Source organism: Neorhizobium galegae bv. orientalis str. HAMBI 540 (assembly GCF_000731315.1).
Taxonomy (GTDB): domain Bacteria; phylum Pseudomonadota; class Alphaproteobacteria; order Rhizobiales; family Rhizobiaceae; genus Neorhizobium; species Neorhizobium galegae.
Window position 1 is genome coordinate 47,419 of record NZ_HG938354.1, and the last position, 25,169, is coordinate 72,587.

31 protein-coding genes are annotated in these 25,169 nt (G+C 62.4%); 9 read left to right on the plus strand and 22 right to left on the minus strand.

The genetic code is table 11. The features are described from left to right. Window positions 1-42 precede the first annotated feature (42 nt). The 4 genes from RG540_RS22710 to RG540_RS22725 all read right to left on the minus strand — a co-directional run bounded on the left by RG540_RS22710 (window position 43) and on the right by RG540_RS22725 (window position 4,157). Window positions 43-273, minus strand: a complete 231-nt coding sequence (locus RG540_RS22710) for a hypothetical protein (RefSeq protein ID WP_041363782.1) — start codon at window positions 271-273, stop codon at window positions 43-45. 296 nt (window positions 274-569) lie between these two features. Continuing rightward, complete coding sequence (gene modA / locus RG540_RS22715) at window positions 570-1,364, minus strand: molybdate ABC transporter substrate-binding protein (RefSeq protein WP_041363783.1); 795 nt, start codon at window positions 1,362-1,364, stop codon at window positions 570-572. A gap of 107 nt (window positions 1,365-1,471) precedes the next feature. Further along, entirely contained in the window at window positions 1,472-3,064 is a 1,593-nt protein-coding gene (gene ggt / locus RG540_RS22720) for a gamma-glutamyltransferase (RefSeq protein ID WP_041363785.1), read from the minus strand. 130 nt (window positions 3,065-3,194) lie between these two features. Then, window positions 3,195-4,157 (minus strand): LysR family transcriptional regulator, encoded by a 963-nt coding sequence (locus RG540_RS22725; protein ID WP_041363787.1) that lies wholly within the window; start codon window positions 4,155-4,157, stop codon window positions 3,195-3,197. A gap of 129 nt (window positions 4,158-4,286) precedes the next feature. Here RG540_RS22725 and RG540_RS22730 point away from each other — a divergent pair, with 129 nt between their 5' ends. Both RG540_RS22730 and RG540_RS22735 read left to right on the plus strand, forming a co-directional pair. After that, entirely contained in the window at window positions 4,287-5,684 is a 1,398-nt protein-coding gene (locus RG540_RS22730) for an MFS transporter (protein ID WP_041366216.1), read from the plus strand. Window positions 5,685-5,895: 211 nt separating this feature from the next. Continuing rightward, window positions 5,896-6,396: a MarR family winged helix-turn-helix transcriptional regulator gene (locus RG540_RS22735; RefSeq protein WP_051909689.1), complete on the plus strand. Its 501-nt coding sequence runs from the start codon at window positions 5,896-5,898 to the stop codon at window positions 6,394-6,396. 90 nt (window positions 6,397-6,486) lie between these two features. Here RG540_RS22735 and RG540_RS22740 read toward each other — a convergent pair whose 3' ends face one another. From RG540_RS22740 to RG540_RS32455, 3 genes are read right to left on the minus strand one after another with little or no spacing between them, the layout of a single operon-like run. After that, window positions 6,487-7,302, minus strand: a complete 816-nt coding sequence (locus tag RG540_RS22740) for an FAD binding domain-containing protein (RefSeq protein WP_041363789.1) — start codon at window positions 7,300-7,302, stop codon at window positions 6,487-6,489. Between the two features lie 17 nt (window positions 7,303-7,319). Then, window positions 7,320-7,811, minus strand: a complete 492-nt coding sequence (locus RG540_RS22745) for a (2Fe-2S)-binding protein (protein ID WP_041363791.1) — start codon at window positions 7,809-7,811, stop codon at window positions 7,320-7,322. 12 nt (window positions 7,812-7,823) lie between these two features. Then, window positions 7,824-8,171 carry a hypothetical protein gene (locus RG540_RS32455; RefSeq protein WP_155414589.1) on the minus strand — a complete coding sequence of 116 codons (348 nt, stop codon included), beginning with the start codon at window positions 8,169-8,171 and terminating at the stop codon, window positions 7,824-7,826. A gap of 193 nt (window positions 8,172-8,364) precedes the next feature. Between RG540_RS32455 and RG540_RS22750 the strand changes: the two genes are divergently transcribed. After that, window positions 8,365-8,949, plus strand: coding sequence for a UbiX family flavin prenyltransferase (locus tag RG540_RS22750; RefSeq protein ID WP_041363793.1), 585 nt, complete (start codon window positions 8,365-8,367; stop codon window positions 8,947-8,949). A 22-nt stretch (window positions 8,950-8,971) separates the two neighbouring features. Here the strand turns inward: RG540_RS22750 and RG540_RS22755 are convergent, their stop codons facing one another. Continuing rightward, window positions 8,972-9,478 (minus strand): TIGR02444 family protein, encoded by a 507-nt coding sequence (locus tag RG540_RS22755; protein WP_041363795.1) that lies wholly within the window; start codon window positions 9,476-9,478, stop codon window positions 8,972-8,974. Window positions 9,479-9,540: 62 nt separating this feature from the next. Then, a complete protein-coding gene (locus tag RG540_RS22760; RefSeq protein ID WP_080725153.1) occupies window positions 9,541-11,352 on the minus strand; it encodes a HAMP domain-containing methyl-accepting chemotaxis protein in 1,812 nt (603 codons plus the stop codon). A 200-nt stretch (window positions 11,353-11,552) separates the two neighbouring features. Here RG540_RS22760 and RG540_RS22765 point away from each other — a divergent pair, with 200 nt between their 5' ends. Further along, entirely contained in the window at window positions 11,553-11,933 is a 381-nt protein-coding gene (locus tag RG540_RS22765) for a VOC family protein (protein ID WP_041363797.1), read from the plus strand. A 21-nt stretch (window positions 11,934-11,954) separates the two neighbouring features. On the opposite strand, the gene RG540_RS22770 is transcribed toward RG540_RS22765, so the two are convergent. The 7 genes from RG540_RS22770 to pcaD form a co-directional block, all read right to left on the minus strand. Further along, window positions 11,955-12,377 carry a type II toxin-antitoxin system VapC family toxin gene (locus RG540_RS22770; RefSeq protein ID WP_041363799.1) on the minus strand — a complete coding sequence of 141 codons (423 nt, stop codon included), beginning with the start codon at window positions 12,375-12,377 and terminating at the stop codon, window positions 11,955-11,957. Beyond that, window positions 12,378-12,632 carry a type II toxin-antitoxin system Phd/YefM family antitoxin gene (locus RG540_RS22775; protein ID WP_041363800.1) on the minus strand — a complete coding sequence of 85 codons (255 nt, stop codon included), beginning with the start codon at window positions 12,630-12,632 and terminating at the stop codon, window positions 12,378-12,380. Window positions 12,633-12,707: 75 nt separating this feature from the next. Then, window positions 12,708-13,778 (minus strand): 3-carboxy-cis,cis-muconate cycloisomerase, encoded by a 1,071-nt coding sequence (locus RG540_RS22780; protein ID WP_041363802.1) that lies wholly within the window; start codon window positions 13,776-13,778, stop codon window positions 12,708-12,710. A gap of 34 nt (window positions 13,779-13,812) precedes the next feature. After that, window positions 13,813-14,430, minus strand: a complete 618-nt coding sequence (gene pcaG, locus RG540_RS22785) for a protocatechuate 3,4-dioxygenase subunit alpha (RefSeq protein WP_041363804.1) — start codon at window positions 14,428-14,430, stop codon at window positions 13,813-13,815. A gap of 1 nt (window position 14,431) precedes the next feature. Continuing rightward, window positions 14,432-15,172 (minus strand): protocatechuate 3,4-dioxygenase subunit beta, encoded by a 741-nt coding sequence (gene pcaH, locus RG540_RS22790; protein WP_041363806.1) that lies wholly within the window; start codon window positions 15,170-15,172, stop codon window positions 14,432-14,434. Then, window positions 15,169-15,585: a 4-carboxymuconolactone decarboxylase gene (gene pcaC, locus RG540_RS22795; protein ID WP_041363807.1), complete on the minus strand. Its 417-nt coding sequence runs from the start codon at window positions 15,583-15,585 to the stop codon at window positions 15,169-15,171. Before pcaC ends, pcaH begins: the two co-directional genes overlap by 4 nt. 2 nt (window positions 15,586-15,587) lie before the next feature. Next, window positions 15,588-16,382, minus strand: coding sequence for a 3-oxoadipate enol-lactonase (pcaD, locus tag RG540_RS22800; protein ID WP_041363808.1), 795 nt, complete (start codon window positions 16,380-16,382; stop codon window positions 15,588-15,590). Between the two features lie 93 nt (window positions 16,383-16,475). Between pcaD and pcaQ the strand changes: the two genes are divergently transcribed. Further along, entirely contained in the window at window positions 16,476-17,402 is a 927-nt protein-coding gene (gene pcaQ / locus RG540_RS22805) for a pca operon transcription factor PcaQ (protein WP_041366219.1), read from the plus strand. A 23-nt stretch (window positions 17,403-17,425) separates the two neighbouring features. Here pcaQ and RG540_RS33210 read toward each other — a convergent pair whose 3' ends face one another. Together RG540_RS33210 and RG540_RS22815 are read right to left on the minus strand one after the other, a co-directional pair. After that, the gene (locus RG540_RS33210; RefSeq protein ID WP_244446743.1) at window positions 17,426-17,653 is read right to left on the minus strand and encodes a hypothetical protein; all 228 of its coding nucleotides are present in this window, start codon (window positions 17,651-17,653) and stop codon (window positions 17,426-17,428) included. Between the two features lie 285 nt (window positions 17,654-17,938). Further along, window positions 17,939-18,271 carry a hypothetical protein gene (locus RG540_RS22815; RefSeq protein WP_151046650.1) on the minus strand — a complete coding sequence of 111 codons (333 nt, stop codon included), beginning with the start codon at window positions 18,269-18,271 and terminating at the stop codon, window positions 17,939-17,941. Window positions 18,272-18,422: 151 nt separating this feature from the next. On the opposite strand from RG540_RS22815, the gene RG540_RS22820 reads away from it, so the two are divergent. Then, window positions 18,423-19,679, plus strand: a complete 1,257-nt coding sequence (locus RG540_RS22820; protein ID WP_041363812.1) for a glycerate kinase type-2 family protein — start codon at window positions 18,423-18,425, stop codon at window positions 19,677-19,679. A gap of 38 nt (window positions 19,680-19,717) precedes the next feature. On the opposite strand, the gene RG540_RS22825 is transcribed toward RG540_RS22820, so the two are convergent. Further along, window positions 19,718-20,623: a S1C family serine protease gene (locus RG540_RS22825; protein WP_041363813.1), complete on the minus strand. Its 906-nt coding sequence runs from the start codon at window positions 20,621-20,623 to the stop codon at window positions 19,718-19,720. Between the two features lie 190 nt (window positions 20,624-20,813). Continuing rightward, window positions 20,814-21,347 (minus strand): DUF992 domain-containing protein, encoded by a 534-nt coding sequence (locus RG540_RS22830; RefSeq protein WP_040123928.1) that lies wholly within the window; start codon window positions 21,345-21,347, stop codon window positions 20,814-20,816. A gap of 309 nt (window positions 21,348-21,656) precedes the next feature. Between RG540_RS22830 and RG540_RS22835 the strand changes: the two genes are divergently transcribed. From RG540_RS22835 to RG540_RS22845, 3 genes are read left to right on the plus strand one after another with little or no spacing between them, the layout of a single operon-like run. After that, a complete protein-coding gene (locus RG540_RS22835; protein WP_041363816.1) occupies window positions 21,657-22,484 on the plus strand; it encodes a DUF1206 domain-containing protein in 828 nt (275 codons plus the stop codon). 19 nt (window positions 22,485-22,503) lie between these two features. Next, window positions 22,504-23,211, plus strand: a complete 708-nt coding sequence (locus tag RG540_RS22840; RefSeq protein ID WP_041363818.1) for a phosphatase PAP2 family protein — start codon at window positions 22,504-22,506, stop codon at window positions 23,209-23,211. 37 nt (window positions 23,212-23,248) lie between these two features. Beyond that, window positions 23,249-23,809, plus strand: coding sequence for a putative glycolipid-binding domain-containing protein (locus RG540_RS22845; protein WP_041363820.1), 561 nt, complete (start codon window positions 23,249-23,251; stop codon window positions 23,807-23,809). 13 nt (window positions 23,810-23,822) lie between these two features. Here RG540_RS22845 and RG540_RS22850 read toward each other — a convergent pair whose 3' ends face one another. Together RG540_RS22850 and RG540_RS22855 are read right to left on the minus strand one after the other, a co-directional pair. After that, window positions 23,823-24,233 carry a TIGR02588 family protein gene (locus tag RG540_RS22850; RefSeq protein WP_041363821.1) on the minus strand — a complete coding sequence of 137 codons (411 nt, stop codon included), beginning with the start codon at window positions 24,231-24,233 and terminating at the stop codon, window positions 23,823-23,825. A 10-nt stretch (window positions 24,234-24,243) separates the two neighbouring features. Further along, entirely contained in the window at window positions 24,244-25,134 is an 891-nt protein-coding gene (locus RG540_RS22855) for a TIGR02587 family membrane protein (protein WP_041363823.1), read from the minus strand. Window positions 25,135-25,169: the final 35 nt, after the last annotated feature.

The following is a 25,169-nucleotide window of genomic DNA, read 5'->3' on the forward strand; positions in this document are numbered from 1 at the left end:
CCTGCCTGACGGACGATATTCGGTATCTTGAATGAGCTGCGGTTAGCGATTGTCGCGGCTTTCATGCTTGAAGATCGGCTGGTCGCCGCGATCGTCGTAGGTGCGGACCCGATCGATGCTGCCGGTCCTGACATTGTCGACCTTATCGTTGGTCTGGACGGCGGCCTGTCCCTTGGAGGCACCCTGATAATAGTCGCCTTCTGCGAGAGCGACGCCGGCGAAAGAAGCCGAAGCGATCATGGCTGCGGCAAGCGTGGAAAGTACTGTCTTCATTATCGTATTCCTTGACTGAAACGGAGCCGCTTGGGAGCCGGCTTCCGTCGAACGGTATAGGGAAGCGCGTTGTTTGCTTCCGGTCTAGAAATGGGGGAGCGGGTCCAAGGTCGCTAGGGCATGATTTCCAAACGGAATGTTCGGGATTCGAGAACAAACAACTGCGTGAAGTCTGTTGAAATCGGAATCCGAGCCTGGCTGAGCCGCATCGGCTCGCTCCTCAGAATGGCTTCGTCCGAAACGGAAAAGGGCCCTGAAATGGGCCGTTTCGATGAGTTCGCTGGAGTGCTTGCGGGTTACTTCAGAACGATGAAACCTTCCTTTTCGAAGAACGGCGCCGCCCTGGCCGATTTCAGATAGTCGAGATAGGCAGGCGCATCCTTGGACTTCGATTCCGACAGAATGGCGATTGGATAAACGATCGGCGGATGGGTGTCGGCCGGGAAGACGCCGACGATGGTAACGCCCGGATCGGCCGCCGCGTCCGTCCGATAAACGATGCCGTAAGGCGCTTCGCCGCGCGAGACGAGCGCGAGCGCCGCGCGAACGCTTTCGGCACTTGCGACGCTCTTTTCGACCGACGACCAGATGCCGAGCTTTTCGAGCGCGGCCTTGCCGTATTTGCCGGCTGGAACCGCATTCGGCTCACCAATCGCGAGCCGCCCGCCTTTAAGCAATCCCGCGAGATCGAATCCCGGCCGGATGTCCACCGGATTGGCGGTATCCTTAGCGGCGACCAACACGATGCGGTTGCCCAGCCAGTTGAACCTGGTGTCTTCCTTGACAAGTTTCTTGTCGGAGAGGTATTTCATCCAGTCGAGATCGGCCGAAATGAGGATATCGGCCGGTGCGCCGTTTTCGATCTGCTTGGCGAGCGCCGAGCTTGCCGCGTAGGAAACCGTGACTTGCCTGCCCTCTTGGGCGCTCCACGCCTTGTTGGCGTTGTCGAGCGCGTTCTTCATGCTGGCTGCCGCAAAGACGGTGACTTTTTCCTGCGCGGCGGCGGGAGCGGCAAAGGAAGCGAGTGTTACGAAGGCGGCTGCCACCGACGTCACCGCGAGCCTGATCCAGGGATGACGCTCAATGTTCATGATTTCCTCTCCAATCCTCAAACGAGATATTCCTTTGGATACCTCGAAGGAGAGGTTTTGACTATCGTTATATTCCGCAGGATATCTTGATCGGGTGGGTGGGCAGCTCAAATGCCGAGAGCCATGCCGTCCTTGCGGGGGTCGGAGCCACCCCTTAATACCCCGGTTTCCCAGTCGATCCAGATCGCCTGGGCGCCGCCCATCGGCGATTCCGGCTTTTTCACCTCGAAACCGCGCTTGATGAATTCCGGGCCAACCGCGTCGCGCAGCCGTGCCTCCATCTGGACCTGGTTGGTGCCAGGCAGCGGGAAGAGGCGCGGCAGGTCGATGGCGCTTTGAAGGTCCATGCCGTAATCGAAGACCTTCGAGAGGAAATGGGCGTGGCCCATGGCCTGGTACTGGCCGCCCATGACGCCGAACGGCATCACGGCACGGCCGTCCTTCGTCACCATGCCGGGAATGATCGTGTGCATCGGCCGCTTGCCCGGCGCGATTGCGTTCGGGTGGTCCGGATCGAGCGAGAAGCTGAAACCCCGGTTGTGGAACATCACCCCGCTCTTGGGATCCATGTGGCCGCTGCCGTAAACGAAGAAGATCGAGTTGATGAAGCTGATGGCATTGCGATCGCTGTCGACGACGGAGAGATAGATAGTGTCCTTGTGCGGCACCTCGTCGAAGGGCGGCAGGTCCGTGATCGCCTTGTCGGGATCGATCATGCCGGCCAACTGCCTGGCAAGTTCGTCCGAGAGCAGGTAATCGATCGGCACGTCGGCCTTGGCCGGATCGGCGAGGAACCGATCTCGCGCCGCGTAAGCCAGCCGCGTCGCCTCGACCTCGATATGCAGGCGCTCAGGCGCCAGCGGATCGCCTTTGCCCGGAAAATGCGACAGGATGTTGAGGATCATCAGCGCGATGATGCCCTGGCCGTTGGGCGGGCATTCGTGGATTTCGTGGCCACGGAATGTCGTCTTGATCGGCGTCACATATTCGCCCTTGGCATTGGCGAAATCTTCGAGCGAATGCAGGGCGCCGATGCCATTCAGGTAGCTCACCATGCCTTCCGCGATCGGGCCTCGATAAAAAGCGTCCCTGCCTTCCCGGCCGATAGCTTCCAGCGTATCGGCAAGTTGCCTCTGATACTGGATCGAACCTGCCGGCGGCGCCTTGCCGTCGACGAGGAAGACGCGGCTTGCAGCCGGGTCGTCCTTCAGGATTTCTGCCTGTGCGGCAAGATCGTGCGCGGTGCGCGGTGGCAGAACGTAACCGTCGCGCGCCAGCTTGATGGCCGGCGCAAGAATATCGGCCATTTTCATCCGGCCATGATCGGCAACGAGGCGCGTCCAGGCATCCACCGCACCCGGCACGGTGATCGTATGGGGCGAGGTGCGGGTGAGACTGGTGACGCCGAGCGAACGGAGATGTTCGACGGTTGCGGCAGCCGGTGCCCGGCCTGACCCGTTATAGGCCAGCACCTCGTCCGTGCCACCAAGCGAGAGGAGAGCGAAGCAATCGCCGCCGATGCCGGTCGACCCGGCTTCGACGACGCACTGCACGGCGCAGGCGGCAACCGCCGCATCCACGGCATTGCCGCCATTGCGCAGGATGTCGATGGCGGTGAGCGTCGCCAGCGGCTGTGAGGTGGCGGCCATCGCAGTGCGGCCGACGGCGAGCGAACGGCCGGGTAATTCGAAGTCTCTCATGTCACTCTCATCACTGGAAAATGGGCTCAAGACCCTGTGGCGGCTCAATATTCATCCTCAACAGACCATGCCGGGCAAGCGGCATCAAGCCGTCATGTGTTGATTTCCGAAAGCCGGCCGCTTGCCGGGCTTAAGCTGCGATCTGCGAAATTCCCATCTTGCAGCCGGAGGCTTCAAGCGCCGCGCCGGCGACCTCCACGAAGAGGGTGCGAAACCATGAGGCACGGCTGTCCGCGTGGTCGACGCGTCGGTAGAGCATGCTCACGGGCTCAGCCGGCAGGTCGATCGGCGGCAGGTCGATCATCAGATTGTGGAGTTGGGCCATGCAGCGGGCGATCGATTCCGGAATGGTGGCGATGGCCGGCATGGCCCGAAGCGCCGTCGGCAGCGCCGAGAACCGCGGCACCGTCGCCACGACATTGCGGGTTTTCCCGTGACCGGCGAGCGCTACGTCGATGCTGGTCGAGGAATTGCCCTCGAAGGAGACGGCGACATGCGGGGCATCGGCATAGGCGTCAAGGCCGAGCGGCGCCTTGAGCTTGATCTGTGCGGGGTCGTAGATGCAGACGGACGACTGGGTGAAGAGCGGCGCGCGGACGTGCCAGGAGGGCGGCTCGCCGTGCACCGCGACGCTGAAATCGAAGGCGCCGTCATCCAGCATGCGCGAAACGTCACGACGTTCCGAGGCGACGCCGATCAGCCGCGATCCGGGCGAGAGCTGCCGCAGACGGGCGGCGAGCGGGCCGAAGAAAGCCGATTCGAGATTGTCGCACATACCGATGCGGAACTCGCCTTCCCAGCTTTTCGGGTCGAACGCGGCCGGCGGACGGATCGCCCGTTCGATGTTCGAAAGCGCGTCCTCGATCACAGGCGCAATCGCCAGCGCCCGGGGCGTCGGCTGCAGGCCACGTCCGACACGTACGAACAGGTCGTCGTCCAGCGCCTCGCGCAACCGCTTCAAGGCCGCCGACAGGCCCGGTTGTCCAAGCAGCAGCCGCTCGGCGGCGCGACTGACGTTGCGTTCCTGCATCAGCACCGCGAAGGCCAGAAGCAGGTTGAGGTCGATCTTTCGAAGGATAGCGTCATTCATCATCGCCAGTAATACGTGCCATGGCAATTATCAATTTGCAATAGGTCACGAAGACGGACAATTTCTCGTTCCTCTGCCGGCCCGGTTCGACCTCCCCGCTCCGGGGGCAGCATGAACAAGGATCAGAATCCCATGAGCAATCCTCAATTCCGAGGGGCTGCGGGGCTCGCATTGCTGCTGCTCTGCACCGCCAATTTTCTCGACGCGATGGATGTCTCCACAATCGGCGTCGCACTTCCCGCCATTCAGGCCGAACTCGGCATGCGGGCCACTTCCCTGCAATGGGCGGTCAGTGCCTATGTGCTCGGTTACGGCGGTTTTCTGCTGCTCGGCGGCCGCGTCGCCGACATTTTCGGTCATCGCCGCGTCTTCCTCTGGTCGCTGGCGATCTTTGCGGCGGCCAGCATCGCCGGTGGGTTCGTCGACAGCGGCCCGACGCTGATCGCGGCCCGGCTCATCAAGGGCATCGCCGCAGCCTTCACGGCACCGGCCGCGCTGGCACTTCTGCTGGCGGTCTTCGGCGAAGGGCCGCAGCGCGCCAAGGCGCTTGGCCTCTTCGCCTCCACCGGGGCCGCCGGCTTTGTGCTCGGCATGGTGCTCGGCGGCGCTGCGACGCTGATCAGCTGGCGGGCAACGCTGGTGATGGGCGCGCCGGTCGCAATCCTGACCCTGCTTCTCGCGCCGATAGCCTTGCCGCTCGACGCGCGCCGCACCGGGCCGCGTCCCGGCTTCGACTGGGCCGGCGCAATCACCATCACCCCCGGTCTGCTGCTTTTCGTGTTCGGCATCACCAATGCGGCCTCGGCGGGTTGGGCCGATATCTTCACCTGGGGCTCGCTCGTGGCCGCAATCGTGCTGATCCTCGGCTTCCTCGCCATCGAAGCCCGCCATAAAGACCCGATGGTGCCGCTGGCGATGTTCCGCCGCGCCAGACTCACCCATGCCAATATCGTCGGCTTTCTCTATCAGGGGGCTTATATCGGCTTCCAGTTCACCGCGACGCTCTATTATCAGGACGTCTATGGCTGGTCGGCCTTTGCGACGGGCTTCTGCTTTGCCGGCGCCGGTGCCTTCGTGATGTTCCTGGCACCTCGCTTCGCGACACTTGCCCAGAACCGCGGCACAACCGGCTTCATGACGGCGGGCGTCGGACTGCAGGCGATCAGCTACATCTTCTGGGTCCTGTCGGTCGGCCATATCGACCCGATCCTGCTCGTCATACTGTCGCAGATACCGCTCGGCCTCGGTTATGCCATGACCTTCCCGTCCATTCAGGTCGCGGCGCTGGCCGATATCGAGGAGGACAAGTCGGGGCTTGCCTCCGGCATGTTCTTCGCCGCGTTCCAGATCGGTGGCGGGGTGGTGCTGGCGGCAACGTCTGCCGTGTTCAGCGGCGCTCCGGCCTTCGGCTGGGAGCCCTATTCCGCAGCTGTCGCCTTCGTCGCGACGCTCGCCGTGCTGATCACCCTGATCGCGGCGCTCGGCCCGAAACCGTCTTCGGCCGCCGATCGATACCAGGCAGCCGAGTAGATCTGCTCTCCACCCGCGCCGTCATCCGGCGCGGGTTTTTGCTTAGCCTCGACCCAGCCGCAGATCGTCCAGCGACAGGCGTTGTCCATCGCTTCGCTTGCAGTCCGTCAGGCTTTGGCGGACAATCGGTCAAAGCAAGGTAATTTGACGTCAAACTACCTTGCCGCATTCCCGCATTCCTACTAGTTTCCAGAGTGGGAGGAATGCAAAAATGGCGGTAGAGGCATCGACGCGGCAGGACACGCATACGGAATCCGCGGACGGCGAGATGCTGGTCCCGGCCATGTTCCGGAACCTGATCGGCTATCATCTGAGGGTGGCGCAGGAGACGTCCTTCCAGGCATTTGCCAAGGCGGCCGGCAAGGCTGACCTGAAGCCTGGGTGGTATGCGCTTCTGACGGTGCTTGCCGAACGGGAGAGCATGACGCCGTCAGAGCTCAGCCGCATCTGCGGTCGCGACCGTTCGACGCTCACCTCCAGCCTCAAGGCATTGTCCCACCGGGGACTGATCGAACGACAGTCGAATCCCGACGACCAACGCAGCTATAGCGTCAGGCTCACCGAAAATGGCCGCCGGATGCAGGAGCAGCTGCACGCGATCGCGGTCGTCTACAATCGGCGTCTTGACGAGATCGCCGGTAAGGACAAGGCGGTGCTGATCGCAGTGCTCGGCCGGATCGCTGCGACCTTCGGCACACCCCAGCATTCTTGAAGATGCCGTCTCGCGGGAGTGTGGACTGCCGCGATGGTCTTTGGCCGGCGAGTCGCTCCGCCGGCCATTTCAATATCGATATATCTGTTCTCAGAGGATATGCGTGCCGCCGAGGTTCTGCACCGCGCGGCGGGTCATCACCGCCACGAGGTGGGCGCGGTAGTCGGTCGGCGCGTGCATGTCGCCCATCATCCGCGACGGGTCGATGGTGAGGCCTTCCAGCGCTTCGGCCGAAAAGTTCTCGGTCAGCAACTCCTCGGCCTCGGTCCAGCGGAACACGCCCTCGTTGCCCGCACCGGTGATCGCGACGCGGATATGGCCGTCGCGATGTTTACTGACGAAGGCGGCGGCCATCGAATAACGCGAGGCCGGGTTGCGGAATTTTGCGTAGCCGGCGATGTCCGGGGTCTTGAACTCGACGCGGACGAGAATTTCACCGGGTTCCAATGCGGTCGTGTAGAGGCCCTGGAAATATTCCTCGGCAGGGATTTCGCGGCGGTCCGTATGGACGATCGCATCAAGCGAAAGCACGGCGGCCGGATAGTCGGCTGCCGGGTCGTTATTGGCGGTCGAGCCACCGATCGTGCCCATGTGGCGCACCTGAACGTCGCCGATCGAACCCGCAAGGCCTGCAAGCGCCGGGATGGCAGCCTTGATTTCCTTCGATGCGGCGACGACGGCGTGCTTGGTGGCCGAGCCAATGATCACCTTGTCAGCGGTGACTTCAATCCCCGACAGCTCCGGAATGTTGCGCACGTCGATCAGATGCGCCGGCGCGGCAAGCCGGCTCTTCAGCGTCGGGATCAGCGTGTGGCCGCCGGAGAGATAGGAGGGCTCGTCCGAATTCCCGTAGAGTTCGACGGCTTCGGCAAGGGTCTTCGGCTTGTGGTAGGTCGTTGCGTACATGGCGTCATTCTCCCCGCTTATTCGGCCGCGACGGCATGTGCCGCGCGATGCTTTTCGGCGGCATCCAGCACTGCCTTGACGATGTTGTGGTAGCCGGTGCAGCGACAGATATTGCCTTCGAGCTCGTGGCGTACGGTATGTTCGTCGAGCATGCCGTCATGGCGACGGATCATGTCGACCGAGGCCATGATCATGCCCGGCGTGCAATAACCGCATTGCAGGCCGTGATGTTCGCGGAAAGCCTGCTGCACGTCGTGCAGCTTGCCGCCTTCGGCCAGCCCCTCGATCGTCGTCACCTTCGAACCGTCGGCGGCGACGGCGAGCACGGTACAGCTCTTCACTGCCACGCCGTCGAGATGGATTGTACAGGCACCACACTGGGTGGTGTCGCAGCCGACATGGGTACCGGTGAGGCCGAGATGTTCGCGAATGAACTGCACGAGCAGCGTCCGGTCTTCGACCTCGCGCGTCTGGGGCGTGCCGTTGACGGTGATAGTAATGCGGGACATGCGCCCCTCCTGTTAAAAATCGGGCGGCGAGAGCCGCGATGGCAATAACGACGACGATGCCGCCGCGATATGGGGCATACGGCTGAAAGGCCGCGCGGCCGTTGCCGCAGGCGCGACAGACGGTCCGGCAGCTTCGGGAGCCGCAGGGGAAATAGGTGCCGATGGTGCAGCTGACATGACTGGCGCGGCAACAGCCGCCGTCGCAATAGCCTCTGCTAATCCGGCATCGGCGGTATGATCAACCATCACGGGCCGCATCGCAAGCTTTTCGAAGAACTCGTCGGCGAGTTTTTTCGCAGCGGAATCAAGAAGCCACGAGCCCGCGTTTCCGATCAGGCATCGGCCGATCCGCTGGCCCACGGGCCGGCGCCCATGCGGAACAAGATCATAAGCCTCCCTGCGGCTACGATCGAAAACCGGCGCGCTGAAGCCCGGCACCCGCCCGGTGGAAAAGGCTGTGGCCGAACACATGCGAGCAATCGACGATCGCCGCATTGCGCCCATCGGAAAGTGGCGTTAAGGCGTCGCAATAGATTGTTCAGGGAAAACTCCCATGCGCCGCATCATCATCGCCATCACCGGAGCTTCCGGTGTCGTTTATGGCGTTCGCGCCCTGCAGCTTTTGAGGGAGGTCGAGGATATCGAGACCCATGCGGTGATCTCGCCTTCCGCTTTCCGCACGGCGATCGACGAGATCGACATGAGTGCCGAAGAGATCAAGAGCCTGGCCGACGTGCTCTATAATCACAAGGATATCGGCGCGGCGCTTTCCTCCGGCTCGTTCCGCACTGCCGGCATGCTCGTCGCACCCTGTTCGGTGAAGACGCTGAGCGGCATCGCCAATTGCTACAATGACGAGCTGATCGTGCGCGCGGCCGACGTCTGTCTGAAGGAGCGCCGGCGCGTCGTGCTGTTGTTTCGCGAGACGCCGCTGCATGCCGGCCATATCGCGCTGATGGACCAGGCAACCCGCAACGGCGCAATCGTCATGCCGCCGGTGCCCGCCTTCTATTCGAAGCCCAACTCATTGGATGAAATGGTGACCCAGACGGTCGGCCGCGCGCTCGATCTCTTCGACATCCACCTGCCGATGGTCAAGCGTTGGAAGGACGGCCCTGGTTCACCCGGCCAGCACTGATCTTGTGCTCCGGGTATCGACCCTAAAGGGCCAAGAGCGCATTTTCGATCACGGCAAGCGCCGTGGCAGTCTTCTCGTCCGGCTCCGCTCCACGGAAAAACCTCACGACGTTTCTGAGATTACCAGCTGCATCGCCTGTTGAACCGTCGGCTGCCATCAGCGCCTGCCCTTCGGCCTCCAGCATCGCCAGCTCGATCTTTTCCGAACTGAGTTCGACACCTTTCACGCCGTTGCGCAGGGTTTCCGTTTCTTTGGTGGGGGCCGGATGCGGCCCGCTCTTCAACCGCCGGCGCGCAGCGCGGAGCGGCTTCACCACCTCATTGCGCCAGTCTGCGACGCGGCCGTCGATACGGGCAACCTCTGTTGGCGAAAGCGCCACGGAATTTTTTTCCAGCCAGGCGGAGAACAACAGCACCGGCACGTCGACGCCGCTGTCGTCCTGAAGCAGAAGGCAGGCTTCGCCGACACCGGGCGTACCATAAAGCCGCAATGCGAAATCCCAAAGTCCCTGCCCGATATCCGCAGCCATGCAGCCTCTCCATCGCCTTGGCACGGCTTATCAGCTTGACTGCGAACCAGGCAAGCTTCGCCTCAGGCGGCGCGGCGACGCCGCCCGGCCTGGGAAGAGCCGGCGGTGAGCTGGAACTGGCCGACCATCTGGCGCAGTTTCGAAGCCTCGTCGGCGAGACCGGAGCTCGCTGCCGTCGTCTCCTCGACCATGGCGGCGTTCTGCTGGGTCATCTGGTCCATCTGGTTGACGGCCGAGTTGATCTCCGAAAGCCCGGTCGACTGTTCGCGGGCCGAGCGGGCGATATCGTCCACATGGCCGTTGATGGTGATGATATATCCCTCGATCGACTTCAGCGATTCACCGGCGTCGCGGACATATTTCACGCCATGGCCGACTTCGACTGTCGAGTTCTGGATCAACGCCTTGATCTCCTTGGCAGCGTTCGCCGACCTCTGCGCGAGTTCGCGGACTTCCTGCGCGACGACCGCAAAGCCCTTGCCAGCCTCACCGGCCCGGGCAGCCTCGACGCCGGCATTCAGCGCCAAAAGATTGGTCTGGAAGGCGATCTCGTCGATGACGCCGATGATGTTGGAGATCTGGCTGGAACTTTCCTCGATGCGGCGCATCGCCTCGACGGCATTGGCCACAACTTCGCCGGAACGGGCGGCGGACGAATTGGCTTCCGCAGCGATCTGGCGCGTCTCATCGACTTTCTTGGACGCGGAACTGACATTCGCAGTGATCTGATCGAGTGCGGCGGCCGTCTCTTCGAGTGAAGCGGCCTGCTGCTCCGCGCGGCGCGACAGGTCGGATGCGGATTGGCTGATTTCCTGGGTTCCCCCGTCGATCGCCTCGGCGCTGCCGGCAATCTGCGTCAGCGTGCTGGCGAGCTGGGCGATCGAGGTATTGAAATCGTGGCGCAGAGCCTCGAAATCCGCCGAAAAGGCGTCTGTGAGCTGGAAGGAAAGATCGCCTGCGGCGAGCCGGCGCAGGCCGCCGCCAAGGCCGGATGTCGCGACGCGGAGCCTCTGGGATGCGTCGGTTTCGGCTTGTTCCTGCGCGGCGATGCGCTCGGCTTCCGACCGGTTACGGGCTTCGATGGCCTCGTCTTCCAGCCGTTTGTTGTCGAGTGCCGCCCGGCGGAAGATCTCGACTGCCGCCGCCATCCCGCCGATCTCGTCCTTGCGGTCCATGCCGAAAATGGTCAGCGCCAGTTCGCCGCCGGCGAGGCGCCGCATGCAATCCTGCAGACGCTGCAGCGGCCCGACGACGCCCGACAGCACGACCCGGATCGAGAAGCCGACCACGATCAGCGACATGACGCCGATCACGGTCATCCAGACGAAGAGGCTGGCCTTGTCCTTCAGCGCGTCCTCGAAACTCGTGTGTGCGACGTCGAGCTGCAGCTTGGTCAGCGCGTTCAGCGGTTCGGCAAGCGGCTCGATCGCCGGGTAGAGCCGCTTCGTCACATAGGTATCCAGGGCCGTCTGATCGCGCTTGCCCATGATCGCCAGAAGCTCGTTGACGGCCTTGGTGGTTTCGGTATGAGCGCCGAGGTAACGCTGAACAAGACTTTTTTCCTGATCGGTCAGGTAGGTTGCCTGGTAGGCCGCCCATTCGCGGTCGGCGGTGACAAGCGCTGCCCGGACGGTCTGTTCGCCCAGTTCCCAGCTGAATGCGCCGCTGCGGGTCTTGTGAGCGGTGTCCACGATGGTGACCGCATAGGCGTCGGAGACCATCTTGATCTGCGCCATGGGCTCGATTCGATCTTCTACGATCATGCGGGTGCGGGCCGAAAGCGTGTCCATTCCGATGAATGCGGCTGTCGTCGTTGCCGCCAGCGCAAGCGCAAGGCCGACGACGCTGGCGACAAGCTTGAATTTAATGGTCATCGGAAAGATCCATGGCTGCATTTGAGACAATGGCCAAATCCTGTTGGCCCGCTATGGTTAAGGATTGCGGAAAATGCTGAGGATATGTTTAACGGCACTACCAGAGATGGCATCGGTTGCGTCTTTCGCTCGGGACCGAGGCCGCGTTTGACGAGAGGCAGGCGGCGACGGTTCGGGAGCCGGCATGAGGGAGATGAGTTATGAAACTTGCGCATGTCGCGCTTTGGACACCGGAACTCGACAAGCTCGTTGCGTTCTTCGAAGACATGTTCGGCGCCACCGCCAGCCCGCTCTATGAGAGCCGTCGGCGCGCCGGCTTCTCCTCGAAATTCCTCACCCTTTCCGAAGGTGCTACGATCGAGATCATGAGCGGCCCGTGGATTGCGCCGGAAGCGCCGCGGGAGCGCGCCGGTTACGCGCATATGGCAATTTCGCTCGGCAGCCGAAAGGCGGTCGACGAGATGGCCGCCAGGGCGGCAGCCATGGGCGTCCTCGTCTCCCCGGCCCGCATGACCGGGGATGGGTTCTACGAGGCGGTGATATCGGACCCTGACGGCAATCCGGTCGAGATCACGGAGTGATGGATCTCAGGTCTGGCCGGCTCAGCCTTGAAAAGTCCAGGGATTGAGGCAGGGCACGCCGAGCGGCTCGAAATCTAAGATGTTACGGGTGACGACGGTCAGCCCGTGATGCAGCGCTGTTGCGGCGATCATTGCATCCGGTGACGGCCGCTTGTTCGGAGTGGGAAGGGCGCCGGTGCGAAGAGCAATCGCCGTGTCGAAGGGAAGAATGCGGTCGCTGAAATTCACCAGCACATCCTCGGTCAGCCAGCGTTCCAGTTCAGTCGAGAAAACAGCGTTTCGGCTTTGCTCCAGTCGGACCCCGAAACGAATCTCCATGATGGTGATCACTGACAGAAACGCGTCGTCTATGCGGAACTTCCGCATGAAAGCCTGAAAGGCAGGGGCTTGCTTTTCCGGCCGCTTCGAGCACGAAATGACATTGGTATCCAGCAGGAATGCCATTCAGAACTCAACCTCGCGCCCCTCGAAACTCAGGCGCGGAGGGTCGAAATCCTGATCGACGGTACCTTGGGTATCACGCAAAGCGTCGTAGAGGCTCTTCTGCTTCTTCCAGTTGGCCTCGAATTCGTCGTAGCTGACAAGCACATGCGTCGGCTTGCCGTGATCGGTGATGACCAGCGGGTTTTCGTTTGCCGCTTGCCGGGCCTTGCTCGGGTTCTGGTTGAAGGAGGCACTGGTCATGTATGAAAGGGGCATGGGGACCTCCGGAGCATCTCTAGTATCTTTTTTCGAAAATATACTAGAATTGCCCGTCCTTCAATGCAGATGCCGTCAGCCCTTGCCCAGTGACCTCACATTGGCGGCAAGTTCCGTTGCGAGCCTTAGTGCAGCGCCGGTCGCCATCACCATAGGTGGCAGGATCAACCATTCGAGCGTCCAGGCTGCACCTGAGCGTTCCTGCTCGTGCACCATCGATTGCTGCATGCCGGAAAGCTGCACCGCGTTGAAACGTGCGAGCGATACCAGCACTTCGGCGGCTACCGGGTTCTGCTTGTGGGCCATGGCGGAGGAGCCACCGCCGCCGGCGAGCTCCATTTCCCCGCCCATCAGGGCAAGCAGCGCCACATCCTGGCCGAGCTTGCCGAGCGAGCCGGAGATCAATGCGAGGATGCCGGCGAACTCCGCCAGCCGGTCGCGCTGGCTCTGCCATTGCGGCGCGTCAGTCAGAAACAGTTCCCAGGCCAGCGCCTTGCGCACGTCGGCGGCCTTGTCTCCGAGCTTTTCGAGGCAGCCCGCGGCGCCGCCGAACTGCACGGCAAAACCGGCCTCGGAAAACCTGTCCAGCCGCTGGTGATGCCGGGTCAACGGTTCTTTCCAGGCGCGGATACGGTCCGAAACGGTGATCGGGATCGCCGCCTGCATGCGGGTATGGCCCATCAGCCTCCGGTTGCCGAATGCCTTGTCGATGTCATCGAAAACCTTCTCGAGGGCAGCGAGCCGTTCGATGAACAGAGAGCAGGCCTGCTTCAGGCGGATCATGAGCGCCGTGTCGATGACGTCCTGGCTAGTCGCGCCGAAATGCACGTGCTTGGCGGCCTCGCCGCCGCCTGCCTGCTGATTGACGGCATCGCGAAGCTGCTTGACGAGTTCGGCGACAACGACGCCGTCGCGCGCGGTCCCGTTTCGCAGGCCGGCCATGTCCGGCTCAAATGTCTGCAAGGCTGCGGCAATGCGCTCCCCAGCCTCGGCCGGGATGATGCCGCAGGACGCCTCGGCCCTGGCAAGGCCCGTCTCGAAGGCCAGCATGGCGTCGATCTCGGCTTTCACCGAAAACAGCTGTCCGGCCTCGTCGTCACCGACGAGACCGGACAAAAATGGATGCTCGAAAGCCGAGACGCTCATATCTACTCCCGGGGCGAACCCTGATTCTTCGATCTCAGATATCGAAGAATATGGTTTCGTTTTCGCCCTGAAGATAGATGTTGAAGGTGACGGTATTACCGTCACGCTTGCCGATCAGGGTTGGAACGCGAACCCGGTGCTCGATGCGCGACAGGATCGGATCCGCTGCGTTGGCCTCTTCCTCATCGGAGAAGTACATGCGGGTGTTGAGGCCGAGATTGATGCCGCGGGCGACGACCCAGAAGGTGACGTGCGGAGCCATCGGGCGGCCGTCACGGAACGGCACGCTGCCCGGCTTGATCGTTTCGAAAGCAAACTCGCCGGTCGCCATGTCGCCTGGCTGACGGGCCCAGCCGAAGAAGTTCGGATCGGCCTTGCCACGGGTTTCCGACGGGCTGTTGTAATAGCCGTCGGCGTCCGCCTGCCAGATCTCGATCATCGCATCCTTGAGCGGCGTGTTGGCGCCGTCATAGATGAAACCGCGAATGGTGATGCGTTCGCCGCGCGTCTGGTCATTGACCATCGGGCCGGAGCCGAGATCGGTGTCATAGACGCCGGTAATGCCGGAAAAGTTCGGCGTACAGCCGATATGGACATACGGACCCGCGGTCTGCGAAGCGGATTCCTTGAAGTAGGTGAGCGGCTGGACCATCTCAGTTGCCCTCTTTACGGTTCTCGAAGAATGTCGAGCGACGGCCGCGCAGGACGATATCGAATTTGTAGGCCCGCATGTCGTGCGGGATGGTGTTCTGCATGTCGAGCGCGGCGATCAGGCCCTTGATCGCGTTTTCGTCCGGAATGGTCTTCACGATGGGACAAATCCAGATCATCGGATCGCCCTCGAAATACATCTGGGTGATCAGGCGCTGGGCAAAACCATGGCCGAAAACCGAGAAGTGGATATGGGCCGGACGCCAGTCGTTGACGCCGTTCGGCCACGGATATGGGCCGGGCTTGATGGTCTTGAAGGCGTAGCCGCCGTCCTCGTCGGTGATCGTGCGGCCGAAGCCGCCGAAATTCGGGTCGAGTGGGGCGAGATAGGTTTCCTTCTTGTGGCGATAGCGGCCGCCGGCATTGGCCTGCCAGAATTCCACCAGCGCGCCCGGAACGCCGCGGCCACGCTCGTCGACGACGCGGCCGTAGACGAGGATGCGTTCGCCAAGCGCCATCTCGCCCGGCTTGGCATAGTTGACGATCAGATCGTTGTCGAACTCGCCGAGGATGTTGTGGCCGAAGACCGGGCCGGTGATCTCGCTCTTGGTGCCTTCGAGCGAAATCAGCGCGCGCTGCGGCGAGCGCAGCACCGAAGTCTTGTAGCCTGGCGTGAAGGCCGGCGGATGCCATTCCCGGTCACGGGCGAAAAAGGGTGTGGTTTCTGGGGGTGTGTTCTTCATTTTTGCTCTCCCGCGGCCTTGTCCGCGTCCATTTCGGCATAAGTGGCTTTGGCGATCTTGAAGGCATGGTTGGCGGCCGGAACGCCGGCATAGATTGCCACATGCATCAGGGCTTCGCAGATATCGTCCTTTGTCGCGCCCGTATTGGCGGTTGCGCGGATATGCATGGCGACTTCGTCGTGATGGCCGAGTGCCGCGAGAAGCGCGATCGTCACCATCGAGCGCTCGCGCTTCGTCCAGTTCGGGCGCGACCAGACCGTACCCCAGGCGCCTTCGGTGATCATTTCCTGGAACGGTCCGTCGAACGGCGTCTGGTTTGCCAGGGCGCGGTTTACATGGGCGTCGCCCAGCACCGCACGGCGGGTCTTCATGCCCTGAGCGTAACGTTCCGATGGCGCGGAAGGATCAGCCATGTCTATTCCTCGAGTTGTTCGATGAAGCCGCGGATCAGCGCGGCATGGGCGGCGGGTGCCTCGACGCAGGGGATATGCGCCGCACCCTCGATGATTTCGTAGCGCGCGCCGGGGATCAGGTCGGCAAACGATTTGACGAGTTCGGGCGGTGTCGAGCCGTCCTCGCGGCCGACGATACAGAGCACCGGCACGGCGATCTTGCTTGCAGTCTCGGTGAAATCGGCATCGCGGATCGCGGCGCAGGTGCCGCTGTAACCGGAGGTCGGCTGGCGCACGAGCATGTTGCAATAGGCCTGGTAGGCGGCATTGTCCGGCTTGCGGAACGGCGCGGTAAACCAGCGCTCCATGATCGCATCGAGAATGCTGCCGATGCCGTTTTGCTCGACGGCGGTAATGCGTGCCGCCCAGCTTTCGGCCGTACCGATCTTGTGGGCGGTGTTGGAAAAGATCAGCGCCTTCACGAGGTCCGGACGAGTGGCATACAGGCTTTGCGCAATCAGCCCGCCGACCGAAAGGCCGCAGACGATGACCTGGCTGAGCTGCAGGTGGTCGAGCAGGCCGGCAAGATCGGCCCCGTGGTCGGCGATCGAATATGGTGGGCTGCCGAGGCCGGAGAGCCCGTGGCCGCGCTTGTCATAGGTGAGGATCGTATAATCTTCGGCAAGCTTCGGCAGTTCGTGATGCCAGATGCGACTGTCGGTTCCGAGCGAATTGATGAACACGATGACGGGCTTTCCGTCGCCCGCGCGCTGGATGTCGTAATGGATCACAATGTCGTTGATGTGTACAAACTGCATCAGCGACTCCTCTCGCTTTGATAGATTGCACTAGTTTCCAGTTAGGTAAAATGATATTTCAGCATCATCCCCTAACCGCAGGGTTATTTGATCTTGATCAACTCCCGAGTCAAGTTTCGGCACTTGCATACATTTGTCGAGGTCGCGCGCCAAAAAAGCGTGGTCAAGGCAGCCGAGATTCTGCATGTCAGCCAGCCGGCCGTCACCAAGACCATCCGCGAGCTCGAAGAGGCGCTCGGCGTCGCCGTGTTCGAGCGCGAAGGCCGCGGCATCCGCATCACCCGCTACGGCGAGGTTTTTCTCCGCCATGCCGGCGCGGCGCTGACGGCGCTCCGCCAAGGCATCGATTCCGTCTCGCAGGAACTGTTCGATTCCGCACCCCCGGTCCGCATCGGTGCGCTCCCAACCGTCTCCACACGGGTGATGCCGCTCGCCATGACGCTCTTCCTCGCCGAAAAGACCGGCAGCCGGGTTAAGATCGTGACGGGAGATAATGCCGTTTTGATGGAACAGCTTCGAGTCGGCGATCTCGATCTGGTGGTCGGCCGGCTCGCCTTGCCGGAAAAGATGACCGGCCTGTCCTTCGAACATCTTTACTCGGAGCAGGTGGTGTTCGCCGTCCGCACGGGGCACCCGCTGCTCGATGGCAAGCAATCGATCTTCGAGGGCTTTGCCGACTATCCGGTTCTGATGCCGACGCGCGGCTCGATCATCCGGCCATCGGTCGAACAGTTCCTGATCGCCAACGGCGTGGCCAGCCTGCCGACCCAGGTGGAGACCGTCTCCGACGCTTTCGGCCGTGCCTTCGTGCGGTCGAGCGATGCGATCTGGATCATCTCCGCCGGGGTGGTCGCCGCCGACATCGAGGACGAGGTTCTGGCGACGCTGCCGATCGACACAAGCGAGACCCGCGGCCCGGTCGGCCTCACCATTCGTGCCGATGCAAATCCCTCAACGCCGCTGTCGATCCTGATGCAGACCATCCGCCAGGCGGCGGCAGAAATCATGCCGGCGCGGTGACGGGGTGTGGGCCCGGCGCTCAATCAGACCGGTGCGATTTTCCTCACCTCGTCGCCGCAAAACAGGATGACGTATTTTCCGATCTTGTTGCCCGCGTTGGCCCAGGCCTGCAAGTCGGAACAATACGGCTCTTGCTGCCACATATCCGGATGATCCGGATCGACCAGAACCGTCAGCTGCGGTCCTTGTTCATAGACCAGCATTTTCGAGCGCAACGGTTGCCAGGTGTCGGAGACATTCGCATCCGTCATCCACCGACAGAGGAAATCGCGGCAGAGTTGAGGCCGATCGGTATAGATCGCGCAGCCCTGCCCCTCGGAACAGTGTCGGCACCATTCATCTGCCGACTTGTCCAGTGCTGCTATTTCGGGGAGCCGGCAGCAGAGCGTGCAGGTGCCGCAGGACCGCCCTGCATTCCCTTGTTCAAACGTGTCCAAGATCTCGCTGCCCTAACCGCAAAAAAAGCCCGGCCGAACAAAACGGCCGGGCCAGCGATTATACGCTGCGGTTCTTCCATGCAAACAGTGGTCGCGACCTTAGGTCGGTCGAAGCTCGGGAAACGCGCGCCGCAATTCGTCCATCGAGGCCATCACCGCGTCGTCTGCGCGCAGCGTCACCGAGATATTGTCGGCGACGTTAAGCGTTTCCTCGAAATGGATCGGCATTTCAACACCGCCCTGGCGGACCAGTGTGGCTTCGTTGCGAAAGCCATGCTTCAGCAGCCAGTCGCGCGGGGCGCTCAGACTCACGGCCACATGAAACGCGCCGTTATCCTCCTTGCTGGCCTTCAGTTTGTAAGTTACGGCGGACCTGTCGCCGCCGATGTCGATCTGGCCCGGGTAACCGGCTTCTTTCAGATGTTCAGTCACGCTTTTCGCTCCTTCGTTTGATGAGCCCATGGGACAACCGACACTCGCTCGCTTTGTTCCGGTTGAGGGGACCGATACATGAACAAGCCCGGTTGACGGCTGTTAAGCACCGTGATCGAAAGGGCGCGGACGACCAAGAGGAGGAGACGCGATGACCGACCGGGAATTGCTGGAGGCGCTGTTTGCCGCCGCCGTGAAGGCCGCCGATCCGCTGACCGGCATCGTGAAACACCTGCCTGCCCCGCCCGTGAACGGCCGAACCGTGGTCATCGGCGCTGGCAAGGGCGCCGCGCAGATGGCCGCGGCACTCGAGAACGTGTGGACCGGGCCGCTGACCGGTGTGGTCGTGACCCGCTACGGTTATGGTTGTGAAACGACGTCGATCGAGATACTCGAGGCCTCGCATCCGGTGCCGGATGCGGCGGGCCTCGCCGGCGCAAAACGGCTGGTCGAGACGATTTCAGGCCTCTCCGAAAACGACCTCGTCATCGCGCTCGTCTGCGGCGGCGGTTCCGCGCTGCTGCCTGCCCCACCCGAAGGGCTGACGCTGGAAGACGAGATCGCCCTGAACGAGACGCTGCTTGCCTCGGGCGCGCCGATCTCGGCCATGAATGTCGTTCGCAAACATCTCTCCACCATCAAGGGCGGCCGGCTTGCGGCGGCGACCAAGGCCCGCGTCGTCAGCCTGATCGTCTCGGACATTCCCGGCGACAACCCGGCCTTCGTCGCCTCAGGCCCGACCATTCCGGATGCCACGACGCGCCAGGATGCACTTGCGATCGTCGAGCAATACAAGCTGGAACTGCCGGCTGCGATGACCGCGCATCTGAATTCGCCGGCCGCCGACGCGCCGGAACCGAACGATCCGGCCTTTGCCCACCACGAGCATTTCGTCATCGCCTCGGCTGGCGTATCGTTGGAGGCAGCAGCGGCGGTCGCGCGCGCCCATGGCGTGACGCCTTACATCCTCTCCGATTCCGTCGAAGGCGAAGCGCGTGATGTGGCGCTGGTGCATGCGGCGCTTGCCCGCGAGGTGTCGCTCCGCGACCGGCCGTTCGCAAAACCGGCGGTTCTGCTGTCGGGTGGGGAGACGACGGTGACGCTGCGCGCCAAGGGTGGTCGGGGCGGCCGCAACGGCGAGTTCGCGCTCGCCTTGGCGCTGGCCATCGACGGGCATGAGATCACCGCGCTTGCCGCCGATACGGACGGCATCGATGGCTCGGAGACAAATGCCGGCGCCTTCGCGGATGGCACGACGGCAAGGCGTCTGCGCGCCGCAGGTTTGGATGGCCGCAAATTGCTCGATGGGAACGACAGTTTTTCAGGGTTTTCGGCGATTGGCGACGTGTTCGATACCGGGCCGACCGGGACCAATGTCAATGATTTCCGGGCGATCCTGGTACGGTAGCGGCACCAATCTCTTCTCCCTCCAACTGGGAGAAGAGATCACTGCAACTGCGGCTTCCGCAAAAAATCGTTCCGGTCCGCCGACTTCACCCTCAGCCAGGCCTCACGTCCGTCGCGCAAAACTCGCATCGGGATTTCGGCGCCCGGAGGGCCGCTGTTCCAGATCTTGCGGTAGAAATCCGCAAGTCCGTCGACCTCGCCGTCGCGGATCTCCGAAATCACGTCGCCGCGCTTCAGGCCGGCCTGGGCCGCCGGTCCGTTCTCGGTGACGCTCATGACCACTACTTCGCCGTTGCTTTCCGCCGACATGGCGCCGAGCCACGGGCGTGGCGGGCGGTTGAACTCGCCGCGATTGAGGAGATCGTCGAGGATCGGCTTCACGAGGTCGATCGGCACGACCATGTTAATGTCGGCGATCTCTCCACCCTTGCTCATCTGCAGGCGTAGCGATCCGACGCCGAGCAGCTTGCCTTCCGTATCGATCAGCGCCGCTCCGCCCCAGGAGGGATGGGCGGGCGCGATAAAGATCGCCTCGTCCAGCAGATATTCCCAATATCCGGCGAATTCCTGCTTGGCGACGATATTGCCGCGCACATATTCTCCCTCGCCATCGGCGAAGACAACGGGATCGCCGAGCGTCGCGGTGGCGGAATCGCCGATCTGGAGTGCCGGCAGATCAAGCGGCGCCATGGCCTGTACCAGGCCGAAGCCGCTTTCCTGATCGTAGGCGAGCGCGTGAGCCGGCACGACGCGGCCGTCCTGGCGTGTCAGCCAGACGTCTTCGGCTTCGGTGATCAGGTAACCGATCGTCAGGACCAGCCCGTTTTCGCGGATCACCACGCCGCTACCTTCCCGGCGGGTGCCGAGAGTATTGGCCGTAAAGGCGTTGTCCGGAATTGAAGCACGCACGGCCACGACCGACCGTAAACTTTTCTCGATATCCATGATGCAAATCCTGATGAGGCAATACGCGGTCCGGAACCCCGCAAGGGTCTGCAAAGGCTAACCATACCGTCTCTTAAGGTATGAATGTGAGCGGCGTGGAGCAAGAGGCCGGAGAGAACTCATGCTCGCGAAATGCTCTACCTCATTTGGGCCCTCCCCCGTTTCCGGGGAAGGAATGCACTTTAAAACCTCAGCCCGCTGGCGTCAGCGTCACCGAGGTGCCGGTGGCGGCGACGTTGAGGCCGAGCTGGCCCGTGACGCTCACCGTCTGCAGGTGGATGGAGCCGGCGGTGCCGCCGACAAGGAGGTTGGCGCCGATGCCGGCACCGACGGTGGCCTCGGCGGTGGCGCCCTGGTAGAGGCCGCCGAGCGAGCCGTGGTGATAACCGGCGGTCGGGGCGAAGACCGCCCAGATCAGCCGCGAGCGTGTGGTGAAGCCGAGATCGACCCCCATCTTGCGCACAGTGCCGGTATAGCGGTCGAGGGGTTCGCTACCGATTGCCGTTGTAAAGACGCAGTCGGCTTCCTTGGCGGAGCCAAGCACGTAACCGACGCCACCGCCGATCGAGCAATCCAGATAGCCGATGCGTACCCCACCGCGCTGATCCGGTTCTTCATAAACCGGAACGCGGTCCCGGCGGGTGATCAAATCGGCGGAAAAGGCGGCTCCGGCGCTGGTTACGACCGGCAAAGCGGCGAGCGCCACGGCAACAATCTTCTTCATCCCTGTACTCCTTATAATTCTTCAGCCGCCCTTGTTGAGACTCATGTAAGCGGGTCAGGCAGCGTTGGAGAACGCATATGGCGGAAGAATGATCCAATGCCAGCGCACACGAATTGTCACCAAATTGTTCCAACCGTGAGATGACCGATTGGCCGATCGGTTTTAATTCCCGCCGGTCTCTCCCGCCCCGCGCCTTCGGAGAATGATCCGGTGCAGTTATCGAGGGTGGCCATTAAATCACCGAGCGGCGTCGATTCCGGAACCGCGGTCATCCGGGTACGTTCCTGTCGATCTTTCGGGGAGATCGGGATGGACATGGACAGGAAACTGGAATGGCTGGCGAGGTCCGGTTATGCGGCGCGGGGCATCGTATACATCCTGATTGCCGGCATGGCCTCACTCTCGACCCTCGGCGGTGGCGAGCCGGATTCGAAATCCGCCCTGCAGATCGTGCTGGCACAGCCCTTCGGGCAGATCTGGCTCGGCCTGATCGGCATAGGCCTGATCGGGTTCATTCTTTGGCGGGTGGCACAATCGATCCTCAATACCGACCGGCATGAGAATAATGCAAAGGGGTATCTGGTCAGGGCAGGTCTGCTCGTCAGCGCCGCGACCTATACCGGTCTCGCCTTCTATGCGGTCGGACAGGCCCTGCATCTCGGCCTCGGCAGCGGATCGTCCGGCGGCCGCGAAAGCTGGACCGCCTGGCTGATGCAGCAGCCGTTCGGGCCTTATCTCGTCGCCTGCGTCGGCCTGGCGATCGTCGGCGCCGGCTGCGCCCAGGCGGTAAAGGGCATCAAAGGAGGATATCTGCGTTATTTCGAAAACGGGTTCCAGAACCGGACCGCCCTCAACGGCATCTGCACCTACGGGCTGCTGGCGCGGGGCGCCATTTTCCTCATTATCGGCGGGTTCTTCATCTATGCCGCCTTCGCGGTCGATCCGAACCAGGCTGGCGGCATGGCGGATGCGCTTGCCTGGGTGCGCCGGCTTCCCTTCGGAGCGATCCTTTACGGATTGGCGGCGATCGGGCTTTTCGCCTTCGGTCTCTACGGATTGATCGAGGCCCGATATCGGATCGTGCAGCCGCCTTCGATGGATCGGCCGCTCCGCGCGATGCGGTCGGCCGTGAACTGAAATTGAACAAGGAGCTTGGATGGCATTCCATCAGCGCGTGACACGAAAAGTGGTCGAAAGGGTCATGACTTTCGAGCCGATCGGCCTGATGATGGTCGCCTTTCTGGCAGGTGGGCTTTTCGTCTTCTTCAGGCTGACCGACGAGGTTCTGGAGGGCGAAACGCATGCCTTCGACGAAAAGATCCTGCTCGCCTTGCGGGACGCTACAGATCTTGCGACGCCACTCGGCCCCTATTGGCTCAACCATGCGATGGGGGATATCACTGCGCTCGGCGGCGTCACCGTGCTGACCCTGATGACCGTGATGGGAACCGCTTTCCTGCTTTTGTCGCGGCAAAGGGCGATTGCTCTCTTCATGTTCCTGTCGATCGCCGGCGGCTGGCTCGTCAGTTCGCTGCTGAAGCTCGGCGTGGCGCGTCCGCGGCCGGATATCGTGCCGCATCTGGTCGAAGTCAGCGACCTCAGTTTTCCGAGCGGCCATGCGATGCTGTCTGCCGTCACCTACCTGACGCTCGGAGCGCTGCTGTCGCGCGCCCAGCCTTATCGTTCCACGCGGATCTTCCTGATTGGCGCGGCGATCTTCCTGACGTTCATCATCGGTTTCAGCCGGGTCTATCTCGGCGTCCACTATCCGACCGACGTCCTCGGCGGCTGGTGCGCAGGCGCGACCTGGGCGCTGGCGTGCTGGATGATCGCGCGACGCTACATTTCGGCGGTACCGGAGTAGTCCGGCGAATCGGATATCTTTGGGAGGAGTTTCGGGCATGAGCACGTCCATATTTTTCTGGCGTCGGACCGATATCGAAGGGTTTGAAAGGCTGGAGCTTTCGGTCGAGCCGGACGTCGTCACCGCGACGTCGACGGTGCTCTGTCTGGAAGCCGGCGGCTTTCGCCTCGATCATCGCTGGCGGCTCGATCCCGGCTGGCGTGCTCAATCGGTCACCGTCGAGCGCTGGAATGGGCAAGGCCATGGCCTGCTGCACCTGGAACGCGTCGGCAAAGGTTGGCGCGTCAACGACACGGCCCGCCCCGACCTCGATGGCGCGGAGGAGCCGTACCTGTCGGTCACTCCGTTCTGCAACACCTTTCCGATCCGCAGGACCGCAGAGGAGAAGGGAGCCAGCCTGACTTTGGATACGGCATTCATCGATGGTCCAGCGCTCACGGTGGCGCGGTCGAGCCAGCGTTACGACCGCCAGGGTCCGGGCCGGGTGCGCTACGTCGATCTCGGCCTTTCCGCAGGTTTCGAAGCGGACCTCGTCATCGACGGCGAAGGGCTGGTTTTATCCTACGAACACCTGTTCGAACGGGTGACGCCGGAGTGATATTGATGATCCCTCACGGGTCGATATAGCCGATCGCCCGGACCCGCACCTCGCGGGTGCCCGGATCCTCGGAAAACAGGATGGCGCCGGAGGATTTGGATTTTGCCGGCACATAGTCGAAGGTGACGTCGGCGTCTTCGATCAGCTTGCCGCCATCCAGAATCTCGCCACGCACAATAACGGCAGCAGCCGTCGCCGTCGCCTTGTTGGCGATATCGAAGGCGACACGGTAGCCGCCTTCCACCGGTCGCCTCTCGGTGATGGCGATGGAGAATTCCGGCTGCATATCCTCGTCCGTCCAGGCCTCGTATCCGACCAGGCCGATCGTTGCGACAACGATGAGCGCCGAAATCATCCCGGTCGCCCATTCGATCCAGTGCGGCTCCTTGACTTCCCTGTGGCGTTTGTTGGCTGTGGTTGTCATCGATCACTCGTTACAGGATGAGGCGAGCGGCAGCGGCGCCGATTGCGCCGGGGAAGCTGAGGACGACAGCCGACATCAGCATCTGGGTCGGTGCCGTGTCGTCGAGTCGACCGAAGGTCCACAGGACATAGAGGCTGATCAGCATCGCGACCAAGTAGCCTGGCAAAGTGAAGCGGAAGAAAGCATGCCACCACGGCGTTTCCTTCGAAATTTCATGGGTGCCCTTGAAAGCGACCGCATAAACAAACCCGTGCATGATGGCGATCGACAGGCCGATCGTCAGGAGCGCATGCCACGGCGTCATCTTGTAGGCGATCAGGATGATTTCCTCGGTCGGTGCGACGTTGAGGTTGAGGAAGAGCGCGCCGACCGCCATCAGGAAAAGCTCGCGACTGTAACTGGTGGAAATTTCGTCGGGCACTGCGTCGCCGCCTTCCCTTTCCTCCGCGCCGTCCTCGCGTTCATCCCCGCCGGTCTGTCCGCCAAGCTGGGACCGGCCGAGCAACGCTCCGATACTGGCCGGCACGGACTGTATGGCGATCTTGCCGAGCATTTCGGAGAGCGGCATGTGGGGCTTGATATCGCCGAGCATGACGAGACCCACCGCGCTTATGATAATGCCGAGACCATAAGCGATGGTGGCGTCGCGACAGGCTTGCGCTACGGTGGAGGTACGCTCAAAACCGATCTGGTCGGCGAGCAATATCAGAAGCGGAATATTGGCGATCAACAGCAGGAGCAGGCGCCAGCGTTCGATGTAGAAGCCGAGCTGCCAGAGCTCCATGGTCATCAGCATCGGGATGCCGAACAGCATGGCGCCGGCAGCGCCACGTCCGAGACCGATCAGGAAGTTTCGACTTCCGCCTGCGTCATCGCCCTGTTCCGCCGTGACACCGTTCAACGCCGGCTCCTCCCCTTTGTTCGTCAAGCGGGCAG

What these genes read in the sequence shown, in the direction of transcription:
- RG540_RS22710 (WP_041363782.1), bottom strand. Translation starts at nt 273, where the DNA reads ATGAAGACAGTACTTTCCACGCTTGCCGCAGCCATGATCGCTTCGGCT.
- modA (WP_041363783.1), bottom strand. Translation starts at nt 1,364, where the DNA reads ATGAACATTGAGCGTCATCCCTGGATCAGGCTCGCGGTGACGTCGGTG.
- ggt (WP_041363785.1), bottom strand. Translation starts at nt 3,064, where the DNA reads ATGAGAGACTTCGAATTACCCGGCCGTTCGCTCGCCGTCGGCCGCACT.
- RG540_RS22725 (WP_041363787.1), bottom strand. Translation starts at nt 4,157, where the DNA reads ATGATGAATGACGCTATCCTTCGAAAGATCGACCTCAACCTGCTTCTG.
- RG540_RS22730 (WP_041366216.1), top strand. Translation starts at nt 4,287, where the DNA reads ATGAGCAATCCTCAATTCCGAGGGGCTGCGGGGCTCGCATTGCTGCTG.
- RG540_RS22735 (WP_051909689.1), top strand. Translation starts at nt 5,896, where the DNA reads ATGGCGGTAGAGGCATCGACGCGGCAGGACACGCATACGGAATCCGCG.
- RG540_RS22740 (WP_041363789.1), bottom strand. Translation starts at nt 7,302, where the DNA reads ATGTACGCAACGACCTACCACAAGCCGAAGACCCTTGCCGAAGCCGTC.
- RG540_RS22745 (WP_041363791.1), bottom strand. Translation starts at nt 7,811, where the DNA reads ATGTCCCGCATTACTATCACCGTCAACGGCACGCCCCAGACGCGCGAG.
- RG540_RS22750 (WP_041363793.1), top strand. Translation starts at nt 8,365, where the DNA reads ATGCGCCGCATCATCATCGCCATCACCGGAGCTTCCGGTGTCGTTTAT.
- RG540_RS22755 (WP_041363795.1), bottom strand. Translation starts at nt 9,478, where the DNA reads ATGGCTGCGGATATCGGGCAGGGACTTTGGGATTTCGCATTGCGGCTT.
- RG540_RS22760 (WP_080725153.1), bottom strand. Translation starts at nt 11,352, where the DNA reads ATGACCATTAAATTCAAGCTTGTCGCCAGCGTCGTCGGCCTTGCGCTT.
- RG540_RS22765 (WP_041363797.1), top strand. Translation starts at nt 11,553, where the DNA reads ATGAAACTTGCGCATGTCGCGCTTTGGACACCGGAACTCGACAAGCTC.
- RG540_RS22770 (WP_041363799.1), bottom strand. Translation starts at nt 12,377, where the DNA reads ATGGCATTCCTGCTGGATACCAATGTCATTTCGTGCTCGAAGCGGCCG.
- RG540_RS22775 (WP_041363800.1), bottom strand. Translation starts at nt 12,632, where the DNA reads ATGCCCCTTTCATACATGACCAGTGCCTCCTTCAACCAGAACCCGAGC.
- RG540_RS22780 (WP_041363802.1), bottom strand. Translation starts at nt 13,778, where the DNA reads ATGAGCGTCTCGGCTTTCGAGCATCCATTTTTGTCCGGTCTCGTCGGT.
- pcaG (WP_041363804.1), bottom strand. Translation starts at nt 14,430, where the DNA reads ATGGTCCAGCCGCTCACCTACTTCAAGGAATCCGCTTCGCAGACCGCG.
- pcaH (WP_041363806.1), bottom strand. Translation starts at nt 15,172, where the DNA reads ATGAAGAACACACCCCCAGAAACCACACCCTTTTTCGCCCGTGACCGG.
- pcaC (WP_041363807.1), bottom strand. Translation starts at nt 15,585, where the DNA reads ATGGCTGATCCTTCCGCGCCATCGGAACGTTACGCTCAGGGCATGAAG.
- pcaD (WP_041363808.1), bottom strand. Translation starts at nt 16,382, where the DNA reads ATGCAGTTTGTACACATCAACGACATTGTGATCCATTACGACATCCAG.
- RG540_RS33210 (WP_244446743.1), bottom strand. Translation starts at nt 17,653, where the DNA reads ATGACGGATGCGAATGTCTCCGACACCTGGCAACCGTTGCGCTCGAAA.
- RG540_RS22820 (WP_041363812.1), top strand. Translation starts at nt 18,423, where the DNA reads ATGACCGACCGGGAATTGCTGGAGGCGCTGTTTGCCGCCGCCGTGAAG.
- RG540_RS22825 (WP_041363813.1), bottom strand. Translation starts at nt 20,623, where the DNA reads ATGGATATCGAGAAAAGTTTACGGTCGGTCGTGGCCGTGCGTGCTTCA.
- RG540_RS22830 (WP_040123928.1), bottom strand. Translation starts at nt 21,347, where the DNA reads ATGAAGAAGATTGTTGCCGTGGCGCTCGCCGCTTTGCCGGTCGTAACC.
- RG540_RS22835 (WP_041363816.1), top strand. Translation starts at nt 21,657, where the DNA reads ATGGACATGGACAGGAAACTGGAATGGCTGGCGAGGTCCGGTTATGCG.
- RG540_RS22840 (WP_041363818.1), top strand. Translation starts at nt 22,504, where the DNA reads ATGGCATTCCATCAGCGCGTGACACGAAAAGTGGTCGAAAGGGTCATG.
- RG540_RS22845 (WP_041363820.1), top strand. Translation starts at nt 23,249, where the DNA reads ATGAGCACGTCCATATTTTTCTGGCGTCGGACCGATATCGAAGGGTTT.
- RG540_RS22850 (WP_041363821.1), bottom strand. Translation starts at nt 24,233, where the DNA reads ATGACAACCACAGCCAACAAACGCCACAGGGAAGTCAAGGAGCCGCAC.